This window comes from Oceanobacillus saliphilus, from assembly GCF_023522835.1.
GTDB classification, from domain to species: domain Bacteria; phylum Bacillota; class Bacilli; order Bacillales; family Amphibacillaceae; genus Oceanobacillus; species Oceanobacillus saliphilus.
On sequence record NZ_JALCZU010000011.1, the window covers coordinates 65518 to 87951 of the forward strand.

Sequence of the window (22434 nt, forward strand, 5' to 3'; positions counted from 1 at the left end):
CGTATGCCTTTTAGTAGTTGTTATTTTTATGAATGTTTTACTTTTAATTCGTCACGTTTATCCTTTTCAGAAATAATATAAGCGATGGTTGCATCCCCAGTAACGTTCAGGGAGGTACGTAACATGTCAAGCAAACGGTCAACACCAATGATCAGTGCAATGCCTTCTACTGGAAGCCCTACCTGACCAAGTACCATGGCAAGCATAATCATACCGACTCCTGGAACTCCTGCTGTTCCGATACTTGCTAAGGTTGCCGTTAAAACAACCATAAGAAGATCACTAAAATCGAGCGGAATAGCATATACCTGTGAGATCAATACCGTTGCCACTGCCTGCATAATAGCTGTTCCATCCATATTGATTGTTGCACCAAGTGGCTGTACAAAACTGCTAATTTCCTTTTTAACACCAAGTTGTTCCTGAGCAGTCTTCATAGAAACAGGCAAGGTTGCATTAGAGCTAGATGTACTGAATGCTACTGACATTGCAGGGAAAAAGGCTTTGTAAAATTTAAGCGGGTTCGCTTTCCCAAGAGACCAAATAGCAAGGCTGTAGGTAAATGCACCATGAAAGATCAATCCAAGTATAACCGCAATCATATACATTGCCATTGAACCAAGCGCATCTAAGCCAGCAGTTCCAATCGCAGAGGCGATAAGCGCGAAAGCTCCATAAGGGGCCATTTTCATTACAAGATTAACCAGCCAATTAAGAATTTCATTTGCCTGTTCAAATAAACGATAGATTCCAACCGTTTTTTCTCCCAAATGAGCTAATGCTATTCCGATAAAGATGGCAAAGGCGATAATTTGCAACATATCTCCTGAAGCCAATGATGCAATTGGATTATCTGGAATAATGTTGATGAGCGTCTCCATAACCGGTGGGGCTTCTTGTGCCTCATATGTTGCAGCTTCCGTGTTGAATACACCTTCTTTTCCAGGTTCAAGCAAATATCCCACACCAAAACCGATACAGATTGCAACTGCTGTCGTTATCAGAAAGAAGCTAACCGTATACACACCGATTTTACCTAGTTTTGCCGGGTCACCCACACCAGCTGTTCCCAATGTAATTGACACAAATACGAGCGGGACAACCAGCATCATAATCAAATTAATAAAGATTTCGCCTACTGGACCAAGCAAATACATATCGAGTCCTGTAAATATAGCTTCCGGAGCAAAGGTTAAACCAATCCCGGCAATTACCCCTAAAATAAGGGCGATGATAATCTTTTTTGTTAGACTCATATATTCTATCCTCTCTGATGTTAGTGAATGGTAGTTATAGATGAAAGAAAGTAGATTGAAAGAGAGATGATAGTCCAATCATTAAGTGGCGGCCCCGGCAGGATTCGAACCTGCGGCACACGGTTTAGGAAACCGATGCTCTATCCCCTGAGCTACGAGGCCATTTTTTTGGAGAACAACACTTACCATTATACTAAATTTCTGTTTCGTTGGAAAGCAAATTATTCTGTTCTTCTAGTAGAAGAAAGCGATATGTGCTAAAATAAAAGTCATCTGTCTATGTAAAAGTGATTGGAGGAATAGCGATGGCAGAAGTGCCGTTCATTGCAATTGAAGGTCCGATTGGCATTGGCAAAACTTCACTCGCAAAGAAGCTTTCCAGTCATTTTGATTTTCATTTATTAAAGGAAATTGTTGAGGAGAATCCATTTCTTGGCAAATTTTATGATGATATCGATGAATGGAGTTTCCAGACCGAGATGTTTTTTCTATGTAATCGGTACAAGCAATTAGAAGATATTGAAAAGAATTACTTGAAATTAAATAAAGCAGTAATTGCTGATTACCATATATCCAAGAATATGATTTTTGCAAAACGTACACTTCAAAAGGATAAATTCGAAAAGTACGAGCAAATATATCAAATACTCACAAAAGATATGCCATTACCAAATATGCTCATCTACTTAAATGCAAGTTTGGATACCATACTGAATCGGATTCGGTTACGTGGAAGGGATATAGAGCAGAATATCAAGTCATCATACTTGGAGCAGCTTGCAAGCGATTATGAGGACTTTATGAATGAATTTGAAGTATTGCATCCAGAAATACCAGTTATTCGAATAGACGGCGATACTAGCGATTTCGTACATCATCAGGATGATCTTGATCGTATTATCGATAAGGTAAATACACACTTAGCCGACATTGCGATTACTAGCAAACAAAGGGGAACCACAAAATGAACTTAAGAGAAAAGTACCAGATCCCAAATGACAGTGTAATAACCATTGCCGGTACTGTCGGGGTTGGTAAATCGACCATGACAAAAGCATTGGCAAATGCTTTGGAATTTAAAACATCTTTTGAGAAGGTGGATACGAATCCATATCTTGAGAAATTCTATGAGGATTTCGAACGGTGGAGCTTCCATCTTCAAATTTATTTCCTTGCAGAACGGTTTAAAGAGCAAAAGAAAATTTTTGAATATGGCGGTGGTTTTATACAGGACCGATCCATATACGAAGATACGGGAATCTTTGCCAAAATGCATTATGATAAAGGTACAATGTCACCAACAGATTATGAGACATATACGAATCTGTTTGACGCAATGGTGATGACACCTTATTTCCCTCACCCTGATTTGCTCATTTATCTGGAGGGATCTTTTGATGAAATCATCAGCAGAATTCAGTTACGCGGACGCGAAATGGAAAAAAGTACCCATATCAGCTATTGGGAAGAAATGTATAAACGCTATAATAATTGGATTGATAATTTTAATGCATGTCCAATTTTAAGAATCAATATTTCTGATTATGATCTAATAAAGGAAGCTGATTCCATTGAGCAGATTCTGGAAAAAGTCGGACATTCACTGCAGCATTCCAGACGCCATATCAGAAGAGAATTAATTAAATAACGGAACGAACATCAAAGGATGCCCCATCAATGGAGCATCCTTTGTTTAGTTGGCCTTCTTCACCTTTGTACGAAACGGAAAAAGCAAAAAATGAACCAGAACCAGTATCAAGGCAATTCCAATAAGCCAGCCTGACGGAAAATCCAGAAAGGCCCCAACAATAATCACTGCAGGAGCTGTAATCAACGTTAGCACTCCCTTGTTACGGGTCGACTCATAGTAGTTTTCCTTCCCACAGTGTGGACAGTTCATTTTTAGGCGAAATAGATTCTTTAATGTTGCAAAATAGCTCCACTGTTTCTTGCAATATCCACAAGTTGGTGTTTCCATCATGATTCCCCTTTACTTGCCATTTCCAATGTCTATCGAGCGCTCGCGTGCCTGATGAATACAGGATATAATTATTTCCTGGAAATTATTTCTATCCAATTCTGCAATTCCGGCTTCAGTTGTGCCACCCTGGCTCGTAATTTTCTTTCGCAGGACTGCTGGTGTATCCCCTGATTGCTGAAGCATTTTTCCTGCCCCAATAACCGACTGGGTAATTAAATCGGAAGCTGTTGCGTGATCAAGCCCCGATTCTACAGCAGCTTTCTCCATTGCTTCCACAAAATAATAAATAAAAGCAGGGCCACTTCCCGAAATTGCTGTCACTGTATGCATATCCTTTTCGTCAACAAGCTTCGTTATTCCAACAGTCTGAAACAATAGATCTGCTGTCTGAATATGCTCTTCTTTAACGTATGTACCCCCAGAAAATGCCGTTGCCGATTGACCAATTAAAGCTGATGTATTAGGCATGACACGTATAACAGGGATAGCGATACCGATTGCATGTTCAATGGTTTCCGTAGACAAACCAGCAATGACGGAAATAATTAACTGTTCCTCCTTTATATAATCCCTAATCGATTCAAGCGATGCGATTGCGTCCTTTGGTTTTATTGCCAAAATGATTATATCGGCTTCTTTCGTCATTTCTTCCTTATTTGTTCGGCACTGTACCTGGTACTTTTTTTGAATATATTCCAGTCGACTTATATTACTTTTGTTCGTGACGATAATATTGTCTTTTGACACAACATTTGATTTTATAATTCCAGAAATAATCGATTCGGCAAGAGACCCCGCTCCGATAAATGCTATTTTTTTGTCCATATTAACTCCTCCTATTAGAAAACTTGGCAACTGTCTTAGCCTTTGGAGCATGCCTTCGTTGCACTTATGTAAATCGTCCTTTTACAAATAAAAAAACCGATGTCACATCCTTATTAAAGGACGGAATCAGTTATCCGCGGTACCACCTAAATTGGCAAAATGCCCATCTCTATTGTTAACACAGTTTCCTGTGGTTAGTTTATCGCTAACGACTCCTAGGTAGGTTCATATAAGCTGTTTCGCAGGGATTTTTCAGCCGATGAATCCCATTCTCTGTCGGACAACATTCTATTACTGGCCTAATCATAGTCATAACTATTCAATTAATTGATATGTACTATAAGCTTTCAGAAACATTTTGTCAAGCTGTTATATGCATCCTTAATCAGTAAATTTCCTGCTGTTCATTTTTGGAGAAGGCTATTTTAGTAGGTTTTGTTGCTTTTCAATCTTTTTTCGCAGGATGTAGGACGAGTAAACCGTGGCCAGACTTTTTTAGAAAACATCCTTGATTAAATCGTAAAAACGAATAACAAAAAACCGCTGCAGGACAGCGGTTGGTTTTCTTTATCTCTAGTTATGTACTAATTTAAAATGGAGGAGGTAGAGGGATTCGAACCCCCGCGCGGTTTGACCCGCCTGTCGGTTTTCAAGACCGATCCCTTCAGCCAGACTTGGGTATACCTCCGTATGACGACAAAAATTAATATAACATGCACCAAGGTTGGTTGTCAATTATTTTTCGACGCTTTCCCACAAAATTTTAAAGCTGATTTGAGTCATCCATAGAGGCGTGCGTATCAACCGAAACAGGACTGAACTGTTCATCTCGGCCGTATTTTGGTCCATTATAAAAGAGGAGACTTAAGCCTCCTCTTTATAATGACATTATTTTATAACTTCTTTCCCACCCATATATGGTCTGAGCACTTCTGGTACATTAACTGTACCATCTTCCTGCTGGTAGTTTTCCAATAAAGCGGCTACTGTACGTCCAATCGCAAGACCGGAACCATTCAATGTATGCACATATTCCGGTTTTCCTTTTGCATCTCTCCGGAAGCGAATGCCTGCACGACGCGCTTGGAAATCTTCAAAATTGGAACAGGAAGAGATCTCGCGATACGTATCCTGGCTCGGAATCCAAACTTCTATATCGTATTTTTTCGCTGCTGTGAATCCTAAATCTCCCGTACACATACTCATGACACGATATGGCAAATTCAACAGCTGCAGTACTTTTTCTGCATTTCCAGTCAAGGTCTCCAAAGCTTCATAAGAATCTTCTGGTTTTACAAAATTTACGAGTTCCACTTTATTGAACTGATGCTGACGGATCAGTCCACGTGTGTCACGGCCTGCTGAACCTGCTTCAGAACGGAAGCTTGCACTATAGGCAACATATTTCTTCGGTAATTCTTCCTCGCTTAAAATTTCATCTCTGTGATAATTTGTTACAGGAACCTCTGCTGTAGGTACCATGAAATAATCCCATTCTTCCAGTTTAAATGCATCTGCTTCAAACTTAGGAAGCTGCCCGGTACCGGTCATGCTCGTACGGTTAACAATATAAGGAGGAAGCATTTCCACATAACCATGTTCTTCGGCATGAAGGTCCATCATGAAATTCAATAATGCACGCTCGAGTCTTGCTCCAAGACCTTTATAAAAGACGAAACGGCTTCCGGTTACTTTTCCAGCGCGTTCAAAGTCCAAAATATCAAGATTTGTAGCGATATCCCAATGCGGCTGAATTTCAAAATCGAATTTCGGCACGATTCCCCATTTCCTTGCTTCAATGTTATCATCTTCGCTTTCACCAACTGGAACACTTTCATGTGGAATATTCGGTATGGATAGCATGATTCGCTGCAATTCTTCCTCTATTTCCTTTAACTCTGTATCAAGAACAGAGATGTTTTCACCTACTTGGCGCATTTCCTTAATTGCAGGTTCCGCATCTTTTTTCTCTTTTTTAAGTACAGAGATTTGTTTTGTTGCCTCATTACGTTTTGCTTTTAATGTTTCTGTTTCGGCAATCAGCTCACGGCGTCTTTCATCCAGGCTCCCGAATTTTTCCAAATCGGATAGGTCCTCCCCGCGATGTTTCAACTTCTCTTGCACTTCTTTAAAATTATTTCTTAAATACTTCATGTCCAGCATGCTAATTCCTCCTTTAATTTTGTTTAAACAGCCTTCGTTCCACTTAAACAGATAGGGAAGTTTTGTACGTTCTCTCTGCAATACAAAAAACTCCCGTCCCTGAAAATAGGGACGAGAGTATTAATTCCCGCGTTGCCACCCTTGTTGAAGATAAAATATCTTCCGGCTCACAGTTTTTAACGGTACCTAACCGGGTCTGCTTACAAGGATATACCTTTTTCACAAACCAGTTCAAGGATGGATTCACAGAACTCTTGCACCGATTCACACCAACCATCGGCTCTCTTAGGAAAGAGGAACTGTTACTGCTTCCTATCAATACTTTTGCTTTTAATTATTGTTATCATAATCAATTTCTCGGCAATATGCAAGTCCTTCTAAATCATTTTCATGTAGAATCAACGGAATGATTAGCTGAAAAGTCCTTTAATCCAATTTACCGAGGATGTGAACAGATTGGCAAAGAAATCGCCAATTGCACCAATTGTAAGCATAAACCAGTTGGCTTTATCAACTGCTTCGTTCGTTACAAGCTCAATCTGATTTGTGGAATCGGAGAAAATATAGCCATAATCCGTATCGCCATCATATACTAGTTCAGCGGTCCCAATGACTTCACCCTGTTCAATAGGTGCAACCAGTTCGCCATCTTCATTCAATTTATCTTCATCAATATGGTATTCCATACTGTATAAATCCGCTTCATCAGTCTTGATTGGAACATTTATAGCTTCTTTTATGGAAACATTTACTGCATCTTCTTTCCCTTTTGCTACAGGTATCGTTTCTTCACCTTCAAGCTGGTGACCAGCAGGGAAAAGTTCCTGTTGTTCGAATTTGTTATAACCATGATCAAGGAGTTTTGCAGTTTCTAAAAAGCGTTCGGATTCACTGCCAGTTTTCATCACAACCGTTATGAATCGTTGTCCATCTCTCTCAGCAGTACCAGTAAAACTATAGCCAGCAAGGGTTGTGAACCCTGTTTTCAGGCCATCTACGCCCTCATAGTAAAATTGATTTAAGTTAACGCCCTCATGTGGCAGCATATAGTTCCAGTTATTGATGGTTTGTCCATCAAATTCTGCTTGTGGGATTTTGGAAATCTCCAATGCATCCGGAAATCTATTAACAAGATGATATGCAAGTAATGCAGATGATCTTGCTGATAATAGATTGGTTCCATTAGGATCTGTTCCTTCTGGATAATTATCACCTAAGTCTTCATTATCCAGTCCAGTGGAATTGACAAATTTAAATTCAGTCAGTCCCATTTCTTCGCCTTTTTGGTTCATTAGCTTTACGAATTCGCCTTCTGAACCAGAAATCAGCTCAGCCAATGCGATCGATGTTGCATTGTCGGAATTAATTGCCATTGCTTCGTATAATTCCTCTACGGTGTAATCCTGCTGTTGCCTTAAGCCAACACCTGAAAAGGAATTGTTTGCAGATATACTATAGGCATAGTCGCTGATTTGTGTTGTCGTATCCCATGAAATTTGACCATTTTCGACAGCTTCCCATACAAGATATTCCGTCATCATTTTAGTCATACTTGCAGGTGGCAGTGCAACATCGGGGTTTTTTGCATACAGAATTTTACCTGTTTCTGCATCGACAAGGATAGCAGACTCTGCATTTAACTCAAGACTTTCTGCCGCTTGTGCGGACAATGGCTGTGTTATGAATGAGGTTACCAATACTAATGTTGCGATTACCAATGAAAAGAACTTCATTACGTTGTGTTTCAACTTCCCGTACCTCCAAAAAGCTTATATTTTTATGTTGCATTTTTATGTATTTTTAAATATGCACTTAGTTATTTTAACACAGAAAAACATAAAAAAATAGACGAGGATAGTCCCTCATCTATTTTTTTATTGAGTAATTTGGTACACATTCATTATTGGATAGAGTAATTAGGTGCTTCTTTCGTAATTTGTACATCATGTGGATGACTCTCACGAAGGCCTGCTCCTGTAATACGGACAAAACGTGACTCATTTCGCAGATCATCAATTGTTTTTGAACCACAATATCCCATCCCGGAACGCAATCCTCCTACAAGCTGGTGGAAGGTATCAGCCAAAGCACCTTTATATGCTACCCGTCCTTCAATGCCTTCAGGAACGAGTTTTTTATTATCCGATTCACTTTGGAAATAACGATCTTTTGATCCTGCTTTCATTGCGCCAACAGAGCCCATTCCACGATAGACTTTATATTTTCTCCCCTGGTAGATTTCAGTTTCCCCAGGGCTTTCTGTCGTACCTGCAAACATGCTTCCAATCATTACAGCATGGGCACCTGCAGCCAAGGCTTTTACGATATCACCTGAGTACTTAATCCCGCCATCAGCAATGACAGGAACACCATATTCTGCCGCAGCGACGGCACAGTCATAAACAGCGGTAATTTGCGGTACACCGACACCAGATACAACACGTGTTGTACAAATTGATCCAGGACCGATTCCAACTTTCACAATCGATGCCCCTGCTTCGATTAATGCTTTCGTTCCTTCAGCAGTAGCAACATTTCCTGCGATGATATCCAAGTCAGGATATGCACTTCGAATTTTTTTCAACTGGGTAAGAACGCCTTTGGAATGGCCATGTGCTGTATCAATAACAATTGCATCGACACCTGCTGCCACAAGTTTTTCGATTCGTAGCAATGCATCTCCGGTAACCCCAACAGCAGCCGCTACCAATAAACGTCCTTGATCATCTTTGGCAGAGTTTGGAAACTCAATAACTTTTTCGATGTCTTTAATTGTAATAAGCCCTTTTAGAATATTATTTTCATCAACGAGCGGTAATTTTTCTATCTTATATTGCTGCAAAAGATTTTCGGCTTCTTCCAATGTTGTTCCGACAGGGGCAGTTACAAGATTCTTACTCGTCATTACTTCTGAAATCTCAATAGAATAGTCCTGAATAAAGCGAAGATCTCGGTTAGTCAGAATCCCTACAAGTTTCTGTTCTTCGATATTATTTACAATTGGAACACCTGAGATTCGGAATTTCCCCATTAAATGTTCTGCATCATATACTTGATGCTCGGGAGTGAGGAAAAATGGATTGGTGATAACACCACTTTCTGAGCGTTTTACTCGATCAACCTGTTCAGCCTGTTCTTCAATCGTCATATTTTTATGAATAACACCAAAACCGCCTTGGCGGGCCATAGCAATTGCCATTTGTGCTTCTGTGACGGTATCCATACCTGCACTGATAAATGGCGATTTTAATTTTAATTTTGATGACAGCTGTGTACTCAAATTGACAGCATTCGGTAAAACCTCTGATTCCGCGGGCATCAATAATACATCATCAAACGTCAATCCTTCTTTCCCAAACTTGTCTTCTCTCATTGTTATTCCTCCTTATTAATTGATTTATTGTAGGGGATATATCTATCTTACCTGCATTAACGACAAATGATTCACACATGAATTCTGATTAGGAATAGTGGCAGAACTCGGTCAATCGTTACATGTCTGTCGACTAACATTATTCATTAAGTCTGATTCAAACTACCCGATGAATGAAGTTAGTCTTTAACGCTAAAACTATCTACGTATACCTATTTTTATATACATTACTCCAAACAGACAGCTTTTTCAACCAAGTATGATAGGAAATCAAAAAGAAACTAGATTCCAAATATTAAAATAGTTATGAGGTTAAGAATGATGATGAAGATAGAGGACTTTTATACGTATATAAATGCACAGGAAACATCTCAATTCTATTTGTATTCCTGCTATAAAGGTAGGATGGAGGATGCAGAAGCGAAAAGCTATCAGAACAGCAGTACGTTTATGTACCATATTGATCATGGATTAAAGTTTTATGAGAATGGCCAAAAGGCAGATCAAGTTGTACAGCCCGTTTTATATTTTTATGGAATGGTCCACCTTCTGAAAGCGTGGTTATTGACAAACCGTCCTGATTATCCCGAATCGACTACTTTACTTGCACATGGCGTAACAACACGAAAGCGTAAGAAGAAACAGTATTCTTTTATGGAGGATGAGGTAAAACTTCAGCAGCATGGACTGTTCCCTTATTTCACAGAACATCTTTTTTCGATAAAGCAATTTAAATTTGAAAAAATCAGGATGGAGTTGCTTTTTGCCTCTATTCCGGAAATGAGCGCATTTTTCTCTCTTCAAAAAATGGAAAAAATGATTCCCATTGGTTCAGTAGATTCTCTATTCCTTCAATTTCCAATCCAACTGCTAGATAACTATCATTTGACGGATAAAGCATTCATTCGCCGTATTGAAGGTTACTTGCCAGCGATAAAGGAAATTAAGATGAGTAATTCTTATTTATCCATTCATCTTGATAAAGTTTTGAATTTTTCCCATGGTCCTTTTTTGATTCATATGCACAACAATAAAATCTATTTTCCAGCACACAGAGATGACTTTCTGCTGATTCCTGAAGTTGTTTCCCATTACCTTATTTTATTCAATCTCAGTATGCTATGCCGTTATGAAGCAGAATGGTGGGGGGATTTGCTATTATCCAGACCAGATATCGATTATCCATTCATTATGCAATTCCTGAAAACAACTTCAGAAAAAATACCTTATTTGCTAGGAAATGCACTTATGGATAAAACAATAATCAGCAGCTGAGTTACACATAAACCTTGGTAGCATTAGAAAGGGTGGAGAAACACACTGCCACTGTTGGGCTTTCATCGGATTTGATATAAAATGCGACATAACTGCTATCTTTGTAAGATTTCTAAGCTGGTAATTGAAACAAGTAACTTCGGCAACCGCAGCCCGTAGTGTATTTCCCAGATTTTTAGGTTTATCCTATTTTTTTGTTACTAAAGCTGAATGTTTGGAAATTAATTGTGCAAAAAAGGAAGCTGCCAATATGGCTAGCTCCCTGAAACTTTTTCTATATACAATTCAGGCATGTGCTCAAGTGCGATAATTTCATCGCTTCCATTCATTCGGATCAGGGGTCTTGTAGGTTTATCCGGATCTACAAATACAATTTCACCGCTCTTTTTATTTGATAACGTAACCTTGGAACCCAAAGATAGGTCGGATAGACTGCCAAGGAAACATTTCACTACTTCGGCATCAAATTTTATATACTGCTCTTTTTGAATTTCCTCAATCACTTTCATCGGCGGGATTTTCCCTTGATACAATCGATCACTCGTCATCGCGTGGTACGTATCAGCCACTGCGATTACTTTAGCGTATTTATGGATTTTTTCATTTTTGATTCCAAGAGGGTAGCCATTCCCATCTTCTCGTTCATGATGCTGTAATACTGCCAATTTCACTCCTGAAGTAATCGTAGGCAAATTTTCCACCATGCGATAAGAGTAAGTGGGGTGATTTTGAACATCCTTAAATTCATTAGAGGTCAATGGGCCTGCTTTAAAAATAATATCTGAATTGACTCGAACCATTCCACAATCGCATAATAACCCGGCCAAACCGATTTGCAGCCATTCTCCTTTGGAATAACCCATTTTTCTGCCTAGAAATGCTGAAATAATGGATACAGCAACACTATGGTAGTGGATATAATCTTCCTTTTCTACATGCTTATGAAGAGAATAGATTTCTTTCGATGTAACCTCTTCGATTCGATCCAGTAATGGAATTATCATATCCCTTACGGATGGGATATCAATCGGCATGCTATTTTGCCATTTCTGATATTGTTCTTTAAATTTTAAGGCAGTCGCACGATAATGATCAGCAAAAGGAATGTTAGAAAGGCCGGATTCTATCGTCTTTGTTACATCTTGTTTTTTTACACTTCTATGTACAACTTTCGGTTGAAACTCTTCACCGTCAGAAAGTTTTGATGAAACTTCCACTGATTCTATGAGAAATTTTTCAAGAATTATAATATGTTTTTCCGTTAAAACAGTATTTTTTGGGATAATTGGACGATTTGATTTCCCTTTTACTTCATGCAGCAATATACAGCCTGGAACCAATTGTGATGGCTCTACTCGCATATGATTTCCCCCATTGTCTATTAGTAAGATGAAAAAAGATGACCCAGGAAATGGTGCTGATATCCTGAGCCATCTTCCTTAATTTACCCAGCCTTTACGGAATAGGAAAGCATTCATCTTTGCGTTATGACTTATTCTTTTTCATTTGTTGGATCTTCCGTAATCTCTGTCTCTTCCACGGGTTGATTCACAATTTCTGCTACTTCTGCTTCTTCATCTTTGTCCACTTTGGCAACAGTCGCCACTTCTTCTCCATCCTGCAGACGGATCAGATGCACACCTTTTGTATTACGGCCGGTAACGGAAATCTCTGATACTTGGATACGAATCAACACGCCTGCTATCGTGATCAGCATGAGATCTTCGTCGCCTGTAACAGCTTTAACCGCGACAACTTTTCCTGTTTTTTCGTCAAGTTTACATGTAAAGACACCTTTACCTCCACGGTTAATCCGACGATATTCAGCTTCATGTGTTTGCTTGCCAAATCCTTTATCAGTAACATGCAATATTTTCGATTCTGGTTCGATAATTTCCATGGAAACAACGATATCATCATCTCTTAGGGAAATACCCTTCACACCAGCAGCAGTTCTGCCCATAGCACGAATTTGCGTTTCTTCAAAACGGATCAGATAGCCATTTTTCGTCGCAAGCATCATATCCTTCTTCCCATCAGTCAATCGGACGGAAATAAGTTCGTCATCTTCACGAAGACCAACAGCTATTAACCCGCCTTTACGGATATTTGCGAATTTATCAAGGGACGTTCTTTTTGCAATTCCGTGTTTGGTTGTAAAGAATAGGAATGACTCTTCATCATAATTACTTACAGAAATGACTGCATTGACCCATTCTCCTTTTTCCACTTGGAGCATATTAATAATCGGAATCCCTTTAGCGGTACGGCTAAACTCAGGGACCTCATATCCTTTTGCTCTATAAACCTTTCCTTTATTCGTAAAGAAAAGAACCGTATCATGTGTGGATGTAGATACAAGATGTTCAACGAAATCATCTTCGTTAGTGCCCATACCTTGAATTCCACGGCCACCCCGTTTTTGTGTACGATAGGTAGAGGCAGGGAGACGTTTAATATACCCCTGATGTGTTAGCGTAATAACGATATTCTCTACCGGAATTAAATCTTCGTCCTCAAAGAATCCTGCACCTCCGGCAACAATCTCCGTGCGACGATCATCCCCAAAACGCTCTTTAATTTCAGTGAGCTCTTCGCGAATAATTTCCAATACCTTTTCGTCATTGGCTAATATTGCTTTCAATTCGCCAATAAGTTGCATCAGTTCGCTATATTCATTTTCAATTTTCTCGCGTTCCAGACCTGTTAATCGTTGTAAACGCATATCTAAAATAGCCTGTGCTTGTTTTTCAGAAAGATTAAAGCGTTCAATTAAACCATTGCGTGCAATATCCGTTGTTTTCGAATTACGAATTAACGAAATTACCTCATCCAAATGGTCTAACGCGATACGTAAGCCTTCTAAAATATGTGCACGTGCTTCTGCCTTTTTTAACTCAAAGGCGGTACGTCGTCGAATGACAACTTTTTGATGGTCTAAATAATGCTCTAAACATTGTTTAATTGTTAAAACCTTTGGCTGACCATCGACAAGTGCTAGTGTATTAACACCGAAAGTAGTTTGTAATGACGTGAATTTATACAAATTATTTAAGATGACATTGGCATTCGCATCGCGGCGAATTTCCATGACAATACGCATCCCATCACGGGAAGATTCATCACGTAAATCTGTAATTCCCTCGATTCTTTTGTCACGAACAAGCTCGGCTATTTTCTCAACCAATCTGGCTTTGTTTACTTGGTAAGGCAATTCTGTTACAAGAATCGTTGACTTTCCATTTGCATGCTCTTCAATATCTACTTTCGCACGCATCGTAATGGAACCTTTTCCTGTTTCGTATGCTTTACGGATACCACTCCGACCGATTATTATTCCAGCTGTCGGAAAGTCCGGTCCATGAATATGGTCTTCCATCAGTTCATCAATTGTGATTTCCGGATCTTTACTAATAGCTAAAACAGCGTTAATTGTCTCCACTAAATTGTGAGGAGGGATATTGGTTGCCATACCAACTGCTATCCCTGAAGTTCCATTTACAAGCAGATTGGGGAACCTGGCAGGGAATACAACAGGCTCTCGTTCTGATCCATCATAATTGTCCCTAAAATCAACAGTGTCTTTATTAAGATCACGCACGAGCTCCATTGCAATTTTAGACATTCTTGCTTCTGTATAACGCATCGCTGCCGCTTGATCCCCATCGACAGACCCAAAATTACCGTGACCGTCTACAAGCATATTCCGGTAACTGAAGTCTTGTGCCATACGAACCATTGTCTCATAAACAGCTGTATCACCATGTGGATGATACTTACCGATAACTTCACCGACAATACGGGCTGACTTTTTATGTGCCTTATCCGAATGCATTCCCAAGTCATTCATTGCGTACAATATTCTTCGATGGACTGGTTTCATTCCATCACGTACATCAGGCAATGCCCTTGATACAATAACACTCATCGAATAATCCAGAAATGACGTACGCATTTCATTGCTTATATTGATTTCTTGAACGTTCTGACGTTCCTCCGCCATTTAAATTACCTCCTATTCGGAAAACAAGTTCATATGTTTTCCTAGAAGTAAGAGATTTAAGAAAGGACGTAATAAATCAGCCAACTTAGCTTATTTATATTTGTTCCTTACATGGAATCTTTACCTCTCTACAACTTTGATTTTCTTAATTCGTTATGATATAACTTTAGCTGCTTATGCTGTGAGTTTCTTTAAATATCCAAGTTTTTAACGTACTGTGCGTTTTCTTCGATATAATTTCTTCTAGGTTCTACCTTATCTCCCATTAACATATCAAAAACCTGATCGGCTTCAATCGCATCGGTTAATTCTACTTGCAGCAATGTACGCCTTTCTGGATCCATTGTTGTTTCCCATAATTGCTCAGCGTCCATTTCACCAAGACCTTTGTAACGCTGGATAGCTGGTTTTGGTGTTGCTGGGATTGCTGCTAATGCGTCCTCTAAAGCTTTGTCATCATAGACATATTGTACATGCTTCCCTTGTTTTACTTGATATAACGGTGGTTGTGCAATATAAATATAGCCATAATCAATTAAAGGACGCATATAACGGAAGAAAAATGTCAATAGTAAGGTACGGATATGTGCACCATCAACATCGGCGTCCGTCATAATAACAACTTTATGATAACGGGCTTTGGCTATATCAAAATCCTCACCAATACCTGTACCAAGCGCTGTAATCATGGAACGAATCTCTGCATTGGATAATATTCTGTCAAGCCGTGCTTTCTCTACGTTTAAAATTTTTCCACGTAATGGAAGAATCGCTTGAAAATGTCGGTCCCGTCCCGCTTTTGCAGATCCACCAGCTGAATTACCCTCAACAATATACAGTTCACTAATGGATGCATCTTTAGAGGAGCAGTCAGCTAATTTCCCCGGTAAGCTGGAAATTTCTAAAGCGCTCTTTCTTCGTGTCAATTCCCTGGCTTTTTTGGCAGCCATTCTTGCACGTGATGCCATTAGTCCCTTATCAACAATGATTCTCGCAACAGAGGGATTTTCATATAAGAATTTTGAAAATAGCTCACTAAAAATAGAATCCGTTGCAGTACGTACCTCACTATTTCCAAGCTTTGTTTTCGTTTGCCCTTCAAATTGTGGGTTCGGATGCTTGATTGAAACAATTGCGGTCATTCCTTCACGCACATCTTCGCCTGATAGATTGGTCTCATTATCTTTAATCAGATTATTTTTGCGTGCATAATCATTGATAACTCTTGTCAGACCGGTTCTAAACCCAACTTCATGTGATCCACCTTCATACGTATTAATGTTATTTGCAAAGGAAAGGAGATTACTGGCAAATCCATCATTATATTGAATTGCCACTTCAATTACAATTTCCTGTTCTTCTCCCTCTGCATAGAATGGTGCGTGTAATACTTCTCTCGTTTTATTAATATATTCAACGTAGGAGCTGATTCCGCCTTCATAGAAGTAGGTGATAGGCTCTTTATCTTCCCGTTTATCTTCAATCGTGATGTTTAGTCCTTTATTCAGGAAAGCGAGCTCACGAAGACGCTGTTCCAATGTATCAAAGTTGTATTCCCTAGTTTCTGTGAATATTTCCGGGTCTGGTGTAAAGTGTGTAACCGTACCTGTAATATCTGTTTCGCCGACAACTTCTATGTCTCCAAGTGGCACACCTTTTTCAAAGCCTAAAAAGTGAACTTTATTATTACGATGAACATATACTTCCAGATTGCTTGAAAGTGCGTTAACAACGGAGGCACCTACACCATGCAATCCCCCGGAAACCTTATATCCGCCGCCGCCAAATTTACCCCCGGCATGGAGAACTGTCATGATTACCTCAAGTGCTGGCCTCCCAGTCTTTTTTTGAATATCAACTGGAATACCGCGTCCATTATCTTTTACAGTTATACTGTTATCTTTTTCGATGATTACTTGAATATGATCACAATACCCCGCAAGTGCTTCGTCTATACTGTTATCAACAATTTCCCACACCAGATGGTGGAGCCCTTTTTCACTCGTTGATCCAATATACATCCCAGGTCTTTTCCTTACTGCTTCCAGCCCTTCGAGAACTTGAATCTGGTCGGCATCATATGCTTGATTATTTGATACTTTGTCTTCCATTGACATTTTTTCACACTCATTTCTCTTGAAATACGCTTGTAAAATCATCCCATGTACGAAGGATAACGATTACGATAGTAACATTGTGTAGCTATTTCTATAATCTATTGGCATTACAGAGTCATTTCCTCTGCGTAATCATCCAATTTATTAATGGTTGAAGAGATACTTGATCTTTTCTTTAGCGTGGAAACCGATAATGTGCTGAAATAAATCATATCTTTCGTGATCATAACTGCTTTTGCATTTTTTTTTGGTCCAACTACTTTTTTCTTTCGTTTGGATGCTGTCATCATTTCATTGATTATGGTGGAAGAGGATATTAAATTATAGTCAATTATCGCAATTATTTCTTCCGAATGAATTACATTTCCATTTCCTATATGAATAAACATTATGAGCTACTCCTTATCCACGGGGTCCCCGTTAACCTCAACGTTTCCATTCGTTACCCGAAACAGTTCCGCTTGTTTTAATGTTTCATGATTAATTCCGTCAACACTTGTCGTGGAAACGAATGTCTGGACGCGTCCTTGAATAGTATTCAGTAAATGTGATTGTCTGAAATCATCAAGTTCGCTTAATACGTCGTCCAAAAGGAGAATCGGATATTCGCCAACTTCCTGAAAAATCAGTTCTATCTCAGCTAATTTGATTGATAGTGCTGTTGTCCGTTGCTGTCCCTGTGAACCATAGGTTTGCACATCTTTCCCATTTACAAAGAAAAGAAGGTCGTCCCTATGCGGACCTATCAATGTTGTGCCTCGTTCGATCTCTTTTCCTTTAATTTCCTGAAATTTATTTATATAGATATTTCCTATTTTTTCCTTATTTGCCTCTTCTGATACCTCGATTGTTGGACTATACCGAATTTCCAGTTCTTCGAGATTCCTACTGATCCCGTGATGGATGGGTTTTGCCCATTTTCGCAGCAAATCTAAAAAGACAAACCGCCTTTCCAATAAAGTAGCTGCATGTTCTATCAATTGTTCGGTAAGTACATCCAGCATGGTGAGATCCGGCTTATCTCTTTTTTGCATTTGTTTTAATAAGTGATTTCGCTGTTTAAGTATTTTTTGATACTGGCCTAAATGATAGATATAACGGGGTTGAATTTGACCAAGCTCCATGTCAATAAATCTTCTTCTTATCTGGGGCGGTCCTTTAACGAGTGTCAAATCCTCTGGGGCAAACATGACGACATTGATTGCACCGATATAGTCACTTAGCCGTCGTTGCTCGAGTCTATTTAATTTAGCTTTCTTTCCTTTTGAGGAAACGATAATCTCGAGTGGAATCGATTGATTTCGTTTCGTTATTCTACCTTCTATTTTAGCATATTCCTTTTCCCAATGGATAAGCTCTTTTTCCCGGGGCGTGCGATGGGATTTCGTAAATGCCAATACATAAATGGCCTCCATGAGATTTGTTTTACCTTGAGCATTCTCACCGATTATCACATTGACCTTATCATTGAAGGAAATATCCAGTTTTTCATAATTTCTGTAATTTTTTAATTGAAGCTGTTCTATGTGCATGTAAACTAATCCTTTTTAATTACGATGTATGAACCTGCGCCTTCAACTTCCACCACATCTTTTGGATAAAGTTTTCTGCCGCGTCTATGTTCCAATTCTCCATTTACCAATACTCCTACATCCGCAAGAAAGGCTTTGACCATTCCACCGGATTCTAGAATATTAAGCAATTTAATAAATTGACCCAATGTAATATACTCTGTATTTATTTCGATTTGCTCATGCAACATGATCACCAAATTCTCTTTTATTTTTTAGCAGCGTATCTTTAAATGTCTTATAAACCTATTTTACTAAAGTTTTTGATGAAATGAAAGGTATGACCCTAAAATCATGTAAAAACGCGTAAAAAGCCCCTTATTTTAATTCCCAATAAAAAAAACCCTTGAGAAGAGCTTTTTTCATGTCTTATTTCAAACTATTTATTTTGGCTCTTTTCATAAGTTTTTAGTGCGACGCTGGATAAACAACTTCGGCGCCCGTGGAAAGCGTAGTGTAACGGGCGCCGCTTGTCGAAGTACTAGTTTCCATCTCAGTGCTTGGAAGTTAAGCAACAGTTTAGCAATATCGAGGCAATACCAACAGTTTTTTTCTGTGGTACTAGCAAACTGGAGTCCAAACCTTTTAGAAAACAGCCATTTGATTTAAATTAGTAAGTTCTCACTGGGAGAATCAATTGTAAAATAGAATTTTCATTGAGCGGGCGAATAATGAATGGTCGCATTGCCCCGGTAAATTCAATGATTACCTCATCATATTCGATTGCTTTAAGTGCATCGATCATATATTTGGAGCTGAAGGATATTTTCAATTCTTCGCCTTGTATGTCTTCAACGATAATTTCCTCAACTACATTCCCTACCTCAGGTGAATTACTCGAAATTTCGATTACCGAATCGCCTTGTGTAGATAGTCTCACAACATTATTGCGTTCTTCTTTTGCCAAAAGAGAGGCACGGTCAATTGTACTAAGCAGTTCTTTTGTTTTAACCTGAATTTTTGTTTTACTTTGTTCAGGTATAAGTCTGGATGTTTCAGGATAATTTCCGTCAAGTAGACGGGAAAGAAAATTCAGGTGCTTCGTACGGAATAAAATCTGATTGTTTGTAACACTGATTTCCACGGTTTCTTCTGAATCATCCAATATTTTATAAAGCTCATTTAAACTTTTCCCTGGAACAACAACCTGCTGGATTTCCATAGTTGCATCTGTTACCGGAACTTCCCGTTTGGACAAACGGTGACTGTCAGTAGCTGTAAAGGTTAGAACATTAGATGCCAATTTCAAATTGACCCCAGTAAGAATGGGGCGTGTCTCCATCGTTGAAACAGCAAAAACGGTTTGTTTAATCATACTTTTTAGTAAATCAATTGGCATTTCAAAACTGTTTTCAGTCTCAAGCTTTGGAAGATGTGGATATTCTTCAGCATCTTGGCCATTAAGATTGAATTCAGCTTTTCCGGATTTGATTGTTACTTTTAAATTGGAATCAACTTCTATCGAAACCGTCTTTTCCGGTAATTTACGAACAATATCAGGAAAATACTTTGCGTGTAATACAATAGTCCCTTCCTCTATTTGTTCTACATGAACTGCTCCATCTTCTTCTGCTGGTATGTAGGATTCAATCGAAATATCTGAATCACTTCCTGTTAATGTAATTCCATGCTGTTTTGCATCGATTTTCATTCCTGTGAGAATTGGAATAACGGTTCGGGATGATATTGCCTTCATAACATCTTGTACTCCTGCAATTAATCGATCACGTTGAATAATAAATTTCATGAAAATATCCTCCTAGTGGAAGTTCTTTTATTTATATTTTATTTATAAAAAGATAGTAGTAATAGTAATAGGGCCTGTGATTATGTGGATAAGTATATTTTAAAGGCATATACGATAGTTTTCCACATGTGCATAAGTTGTTGGTATGTTTGTTCGGTTATAAACAGTATCCACATGTGGAAAGGTATAGTGTTTAAATGATTTAATAGAGACAGATAGAAGATAATTGCAAAAAAGCCATCAGATTGACTTTAATTTTTCTTTAATATCTTCAATATCACGATTGAAATCTGAATCCTGCTCCAATAATCTCGAGATTTTTTCATGTGCATGGATGACGGTTGTATGATCTCTTCCACCGAATTCTTCTCCAATTTTAGGCAATGAAAAATCGGTCAGTTCCCGGGATAGATACATGGCGATCTGCCTTGGGAAAGCAATTGATTTTGTCCGTTTTTTTGCTGTAAAGTCTTCTAGTCGAATATTATATCGTTCCCCAATAATTTCCTGAATGCCTTTAATGGTAATGACCTTAGGTTTTCTGCTCGGGATAATATCCTTCAGTGCATCTGCAGCAAGTGACGCATCAATATCCTGATTAACAAGGGAAGAATATGCAACAACACGAATCAAAGCACCTTCGAGCTCTCTTATATTCGTATTGATTTGATTGGCAATATAAAGCATAACTTCATTCGGGATATCAAGTCCTTCAGCTTTTGCCTTTTTGTTTAAAATAGCAATTCTTGTTTCCAAATCAGGTGGCGTTATATCGGTGATCAGACCCCATTCAAATCGTGATCGCAGGCGATCTTCCAATGTTGGGATTTCCTTCGGTGGACGGTCGCTTGAAATGATAATTTGCTTGCTTTCCTCATGCAAAGCATTAAAGGTATGGAAAAATTCTTCTTGGGTTGATTCTTTTCCAGCAATAAATTGAATATCATCAATTAATAGGACATCTATGTTTCGATATTTGTTCCTGAAATTATTTGATTTATTTTCCATAATTGCATTAATAAATTCATTTGTGAACTTTTCAGAAGTGATATAAACGACTTTTGCATTTGGATTATGTTCACGTACATAATGTCCAATCGCATGCATTAAATGTGTTTTTCCTAGTCCAACACCACCATAAATAAACAGTGGATTATATGCTTTAGCAGGTGCTTCTGCAACAGCCAATGATGCAGCATGGGCAAATCGATTCCCTGCTCCGATTACAAATGTATCAAACGTATATTTGGAATTTAACATTGATTTTGGTGAATCCGCACTGTCCATACCTGGTTTTGGCTTAGGCATTGGTTTATGATCTTCTATTTCTATGGTCGAATCAGGAATTACAAATTTAGTATTCAGCTTACTACCTGTTACTTCATCGAGGATTTCTGAGATAAGTTCCGTATACTGATTCTCGAGCCAGTCTCTTGCAAATTCATTAGGTGCAGAAATAGTTAAGGTGTTTTTTTCCAGGGATTCTGCCTTCGTATTTTTTAACCAAGTATCAAAGCTGGGTTTGCTGATTCTTTCTTCTATTTTCTCTAAAGTAGCAACCCATAGTTCTTCGATGTTTTCCAAAGTCGATTTCACTCCTTTCAAAAAATATTATACCCATGACAGAAAAAGCCTCTCTCAATCTTAAAAAGATGGAAAGGCGTATTATTTATATACTCCTATTATAGGGAAAAATAAAAAAATAAAGTTCTTTTACTAAAAAGTACTGTGGATGGTTAAAAGTAGTTGTAATATGACTCCTAAGGTTTTATAAACGTTATCCACACGCCTGTTGAAAAACTTATAAGAGGGTGTGTGAACAAGTATCCACATCTTATCCACAGATTGTGAATAAGTATTACACGCTATTTAGATTTCCACAGGTGAAAACATAATTATGATATCAAAAATATGCTAATAAAGCAATGGTTTTTGCATGGTTATCCACATATCCTACTGCTTGTGTATGTAATCTATCCACACTACCATATTTTGTGATTAACCTATGATTATGGGATGTGGATAGTTGAAAATGGTAAAATAATTTATCAACCTGGGTTGTGGATAAGATAAAATTGAATATGGAGTTGACAGGTTAGGGTTATTTTTCGTATAATATCAAG

At 38.5% G+C, this 22434-nt stretch carries 17 protein-coding genes, 2 tRNA genes and 1 other annotated feature; of the genes, 3 read left to right on the plus strand and 16 right to left on the minus strand.

From position 1 onward, the window contains the following. Nucleotides 1–26 precede the first annotated feature (26 nt). Nucleotides 27–1256: a dicarboxylate/amino acid:cation symporter gene (locus MN204_RS16815; RefSeq protein ID WP_249872250.1), complete on the minus strand. Its 1230-nt coding sequence runs from the start codon at nucleotides 1254–1256 to the stop codon at nucleotides 27–29. An 86-nt stretch (nucleotides 1257–1342) separates the two neighbouring features. Next, nucleotides 1343–1418 (minus strand) — tRNA-Arg (locus tag MN204_RS16820). 143 nt (nucleotides 1419–1561) lie between these two features. Between MN204_RS16820 and MN204_RS16825 the strand changes: the two genes are divergently transcribed. Beyond that, nucleotides 1562–2224: a deoxynucleoside kinase gene (locus tag MN204_RS16825; RefSeq protein ID WP_249872251.1), complete on the plus strand. Its 663-nt coding sequence runs from the start codon at nucleotides 1562–1564 to the stop codon at nucleotides 2222–2224. Further along, a complete protein-coding gene (locus MN204_RS16830) occupies nucleotides 2221–2904 on the plus strand; it encodes a deoxynucleoside kinase (RefSeq protein ID WP_249872252.1) in 684 nt (227 codons plus the stop codon). Before MN204_RS16825 ends, MN204_RS16830 begins: the two co-directional genes overlap by 4 nt. A 45-nt stretch (nucleotides 2905–2949) precedes the next feature. Here MN204_RS16830 and MN204_RS16835 read toward each other — a convergent pair whose 3' ends face one another. From MN204_RS16835 to guaB, 6 genes are all read right to left on the minus strand, one after another. Next, on the minus strand, nucleotides 2950–3234 hold the full coding sequence (locus MN204_RS16835) for a TIGR04104 family putative zinc finger protein (RefSeq protein WP_249872253.1): 285 nt from the start codon (nucleotides 3232–3234) through the stop codon (nucleotides 2950–2952). A 12-nt stretch (nucleotides 3235–3246) separates the two neighbouring features. After that, nucleotides 3247–4062: a pyrroline-5-carboxylate reductase gene (gene proC, locus MN204_RS16840; protein WP_249872254.1), complete on the minus strand. Its 816-nt coding sequence runs from the start codon at nucleotides 4060–4062 to the stop codon at nucleotides 3247–3249. A 595-nt stretch (nucleotides 4063–4657) separates the two neighbouring features. After that, a tRNA-Ser gene (locus MN204_RS16845) sits at nucleotides 4658–4750 on the minus strand. A gap of 200 nt (nucleotides 4751–4950) precedes the next feature. Next, the gene (gene serS / locus MN204_RS16850) at nucleotides 4951–6225 is read right to left on the minus strand and encodes a serine--tRNA ligase (RefSeq protein WP_249872255.1); all 1275 of its coding nucleotides are present in this window, start codon (nucleotides 6223–6225) and stop codon (nucleotides 4951–4953) included. A gap of 104 nt (nucleotides 6226–6329) precedes the next feature. Continuing rightward, nucleotides 6330–6553, minus strand: a binding site (T-box leader). A gap of 82 nt (nucleotides 6554–6635) precedes the next feature. Continuing rightward, nucleotides 6636–7973, minus strand: a complete 1338-nt coding sequence (locus MN204_RS16855; RefSeq protein ID WP_249872256.1) for a serine hydrolase — start codon at nucleotides 7971–7973, stop codon at nucleotides 6636–6638. A gap of 152 nt (nucleotides 7974–8125) precedes the next feature. Then, entirely contained in the window at nucleotides 8126–9598 is a 1473-nt protein-coding gene (gene guaB, locus MN204_RS16860; protein WP_249872257.1) for an IMP dehydrogenase, read from the minus strand. 318 nt (nucleotides 9599–9916) lie between these two features. Here guaB and MN204_RS16865 point away from each other — a divergent pair, with 318 nt between their 5' ends. Then, nucleotides 9917–10873 (plus strand): YaaC family protein, encoded by a 957-nt coding sequence (locus MN204_RS16865; protein WP_249872258.1) that lies wholly within the window; start codon nucleotides 9917–9919, stop codon nucleotides 10871–10873. A gap of 254 nt (nucleotides 10874–11127) precedes the next feature. Here MN204_RS16865 and MN204_RS16870 read toward each other — a convergent pair whose 3' ends face one another. From MN204_RS16870 to dnaA, 8 genes are all read right to left on the minus strand, one after another. Beyond that, complete coding sequence (locus MN204_RS16870; RefSeq protein WP_249872259.1) at nucleotides 11128–12234, minus strand: HD-GYP domain-containing protein; 1107 nt, start codon at nucleotides 12232–12234, stop codon at nucleotides 11128–11130. A gap of 131 nt (nucleotides 12235–12365) precedes the next feature. Further along, nucleotides 12366–14876, minus strand: a complete 2511-nt coding sequence (gene gyrA, locus MN204_RS16875) for a DNA gyrase subunit A (RefSeq protein WP_249872260.1) — start codon at nucleotides 14874–14876, stop codon at nucleotides 12366–12368. A gap of 191 nt (nucleotides 14877–15067) precedes the next feature. Next, the gene (gene gyrB / locus MN204_RS16880) at nucleotides 15068–16993 is read right to left on the minus strand and encodes a DNA topoisomerase (ATP-hydrolyzing) subunit B (protein ID WP_249872261.1); all 1926 of its coding nucleotides are present in this window, start codon (nucleotides 16991–16993) and stop codon (nucleotides 15068–15070) included. Between the two features lie 107 nt (nucleotides 16994–17100). Continuing rightward, the gene (remB, locus tag MN204_RS16885) at nucleotides 17101–17382 is read right to left on the minus strand and encodes an extracellular matrix regulator RemB (RefSeq protein ID WP_249872262.1); all 282 of its coding nucleotides are present in this window, start codon (nucleotides 17380–17382) and stop codon (nucleotides 17101–17103) included. A gap of 6 nt (nucleotides 17383–17388) precedes the next feature. Next, entirely contained in the window at nucleotides 17389–18525 is a 1137-nt protein-coding gene (gene recF, locus MN204_RS16890) for a DNA replication/repair protein RecF (RefSeq protein ID WP_249872263.1), read from the minus strand. Nucleotides 18526–18530: 5 nt separating this feature from the next. Then, a complete protein-coding gene (yaaA, locus tag MN204_RS16895) occupies nucleotides 18531–18752 on the minus strand; it encodes a S4 domain-containing protein YaaA (protein ID WP_067727762.1) in 222 nt (73 codons plus the stop codon). Nucleotides 18753–19174: 422 nt separating this feature from the next. Beyond that, the gene (gene dnaN / locus MN204_RS16900) at nucleotides 19175–20311 is read right to left on the minus strand and encodes a DNA polymerase III subunit beta (protein WP_249872264.1); all 1137 of its coding nucleotides are present in this window, start codon (nucleotides 20309–20311) and stop codon (nucleotides 19175–19177) included. 240 nt (nucleotides 20312–20551) lie between these two features. Further along, nucleotides 20552–21895 carry a chromosomal replication initiator protein DnaA gene (gene dnaA, locus MN204_RS16905; protein WP_249872265.1) on the minus strand — a complete coding sequence of 448 codons (1344 nt, stop codon included), beginning with the start codon at nucleotides 21893–21895 and terminating at the stop codon, nucleotides 20552–20554. Nucleotides 21896–22434 lie beyond the last annotated feature (539 nt).

Coding starts and splice junctions, on each gene's coding strand:
- MN204_RS16825 (WP_249872251.1), top strand. CDS start 1,562: ATGGCAGAAGTGCCGTTCATTGCAATTGAAGGTCCGATTGGCATTGGC.
- recF (WP_249872263.1), bottom strand. CDS start 18,525: ATGCACATAGAACAGCTTCAATTAAAAAATTACAGAAATTATGAAAAA.
- proC (WP_249872254.1), bottom strand. CDS start 4,062: ATGGACAAAAAAATAGCATTTATCGGAGCGGGGTCTCTTGCCGAATCG.
- gyrB (WP_249872261.1), bottom strand. CDS start 16,993: ATGTCAATGGAAGACAAAGTATCAAATAATCAAGCATATGATGCCGAC.
- serS (WP_249872255.1), bottom strand. CDS start 6,225: ATGCTGGACATGAAGTATTTAAGAAATAATTTTAAAGAAGTGCAAGAG.
- MN204_RS16865 (WP_249872258.1), top strand. CDS start 9,917: ATGATGATGAAGATAGAGGACTTTTATACGTATATAAATGCACAGGAA.
- MN204_RS16835 (WP_249872253.1), bottom strand. CDS start 3,234: ATGGAAACACCAACTTGTGGATATTGCAAGAAACAGTGGAGCTATTTT.
- MN204_RS16830 (WP_249872252.1), top strand. CDS start 2,221: ATGAACTTAAGAGAAAAGTACCAGATCCCAAATGACAGTGTAATAACC.
- dnaN (WP_249872264.1), bottom strand. CDS start 20,311: ATGAAATTTATTATTCAACGTGATCGATTAATTGCAGGAGTACAAGAT.
- guaB (WP_249872257.1), bottom strand. CDS start 9,598: ATGAGAGAAGACAAGTTTGGGAAAGAAGGATTGACGTTTGATGATGTA.
- MN204_RS16815 (WP_249872250.1), bottom strand. CDS start 1,256: ATGAGTCTAACAAAAAAGATTATCATCGCCCTTATTTTAGGGGTAATT.
- MN204_RS16870 (WP_249872259.1), bottom strand. CDS start 12,234: ATGCGAGTAGAGCCATCACAATTGGTTCCAGGCTGTATATTGCTGCAT.
- remB (WP_249872262.1), bottom strand. CDS start 17,382: ATGTTTATTCATATAGGAAATGGAAATGTAATTCATTCGGAAGAAATA.
- gyrA (WP_249872260.1), bottom strand. CDS start 14,876: ATGGCGGAGGAACGTCAGAACGTTCAAGAAATCAATATAAGCAATGAA.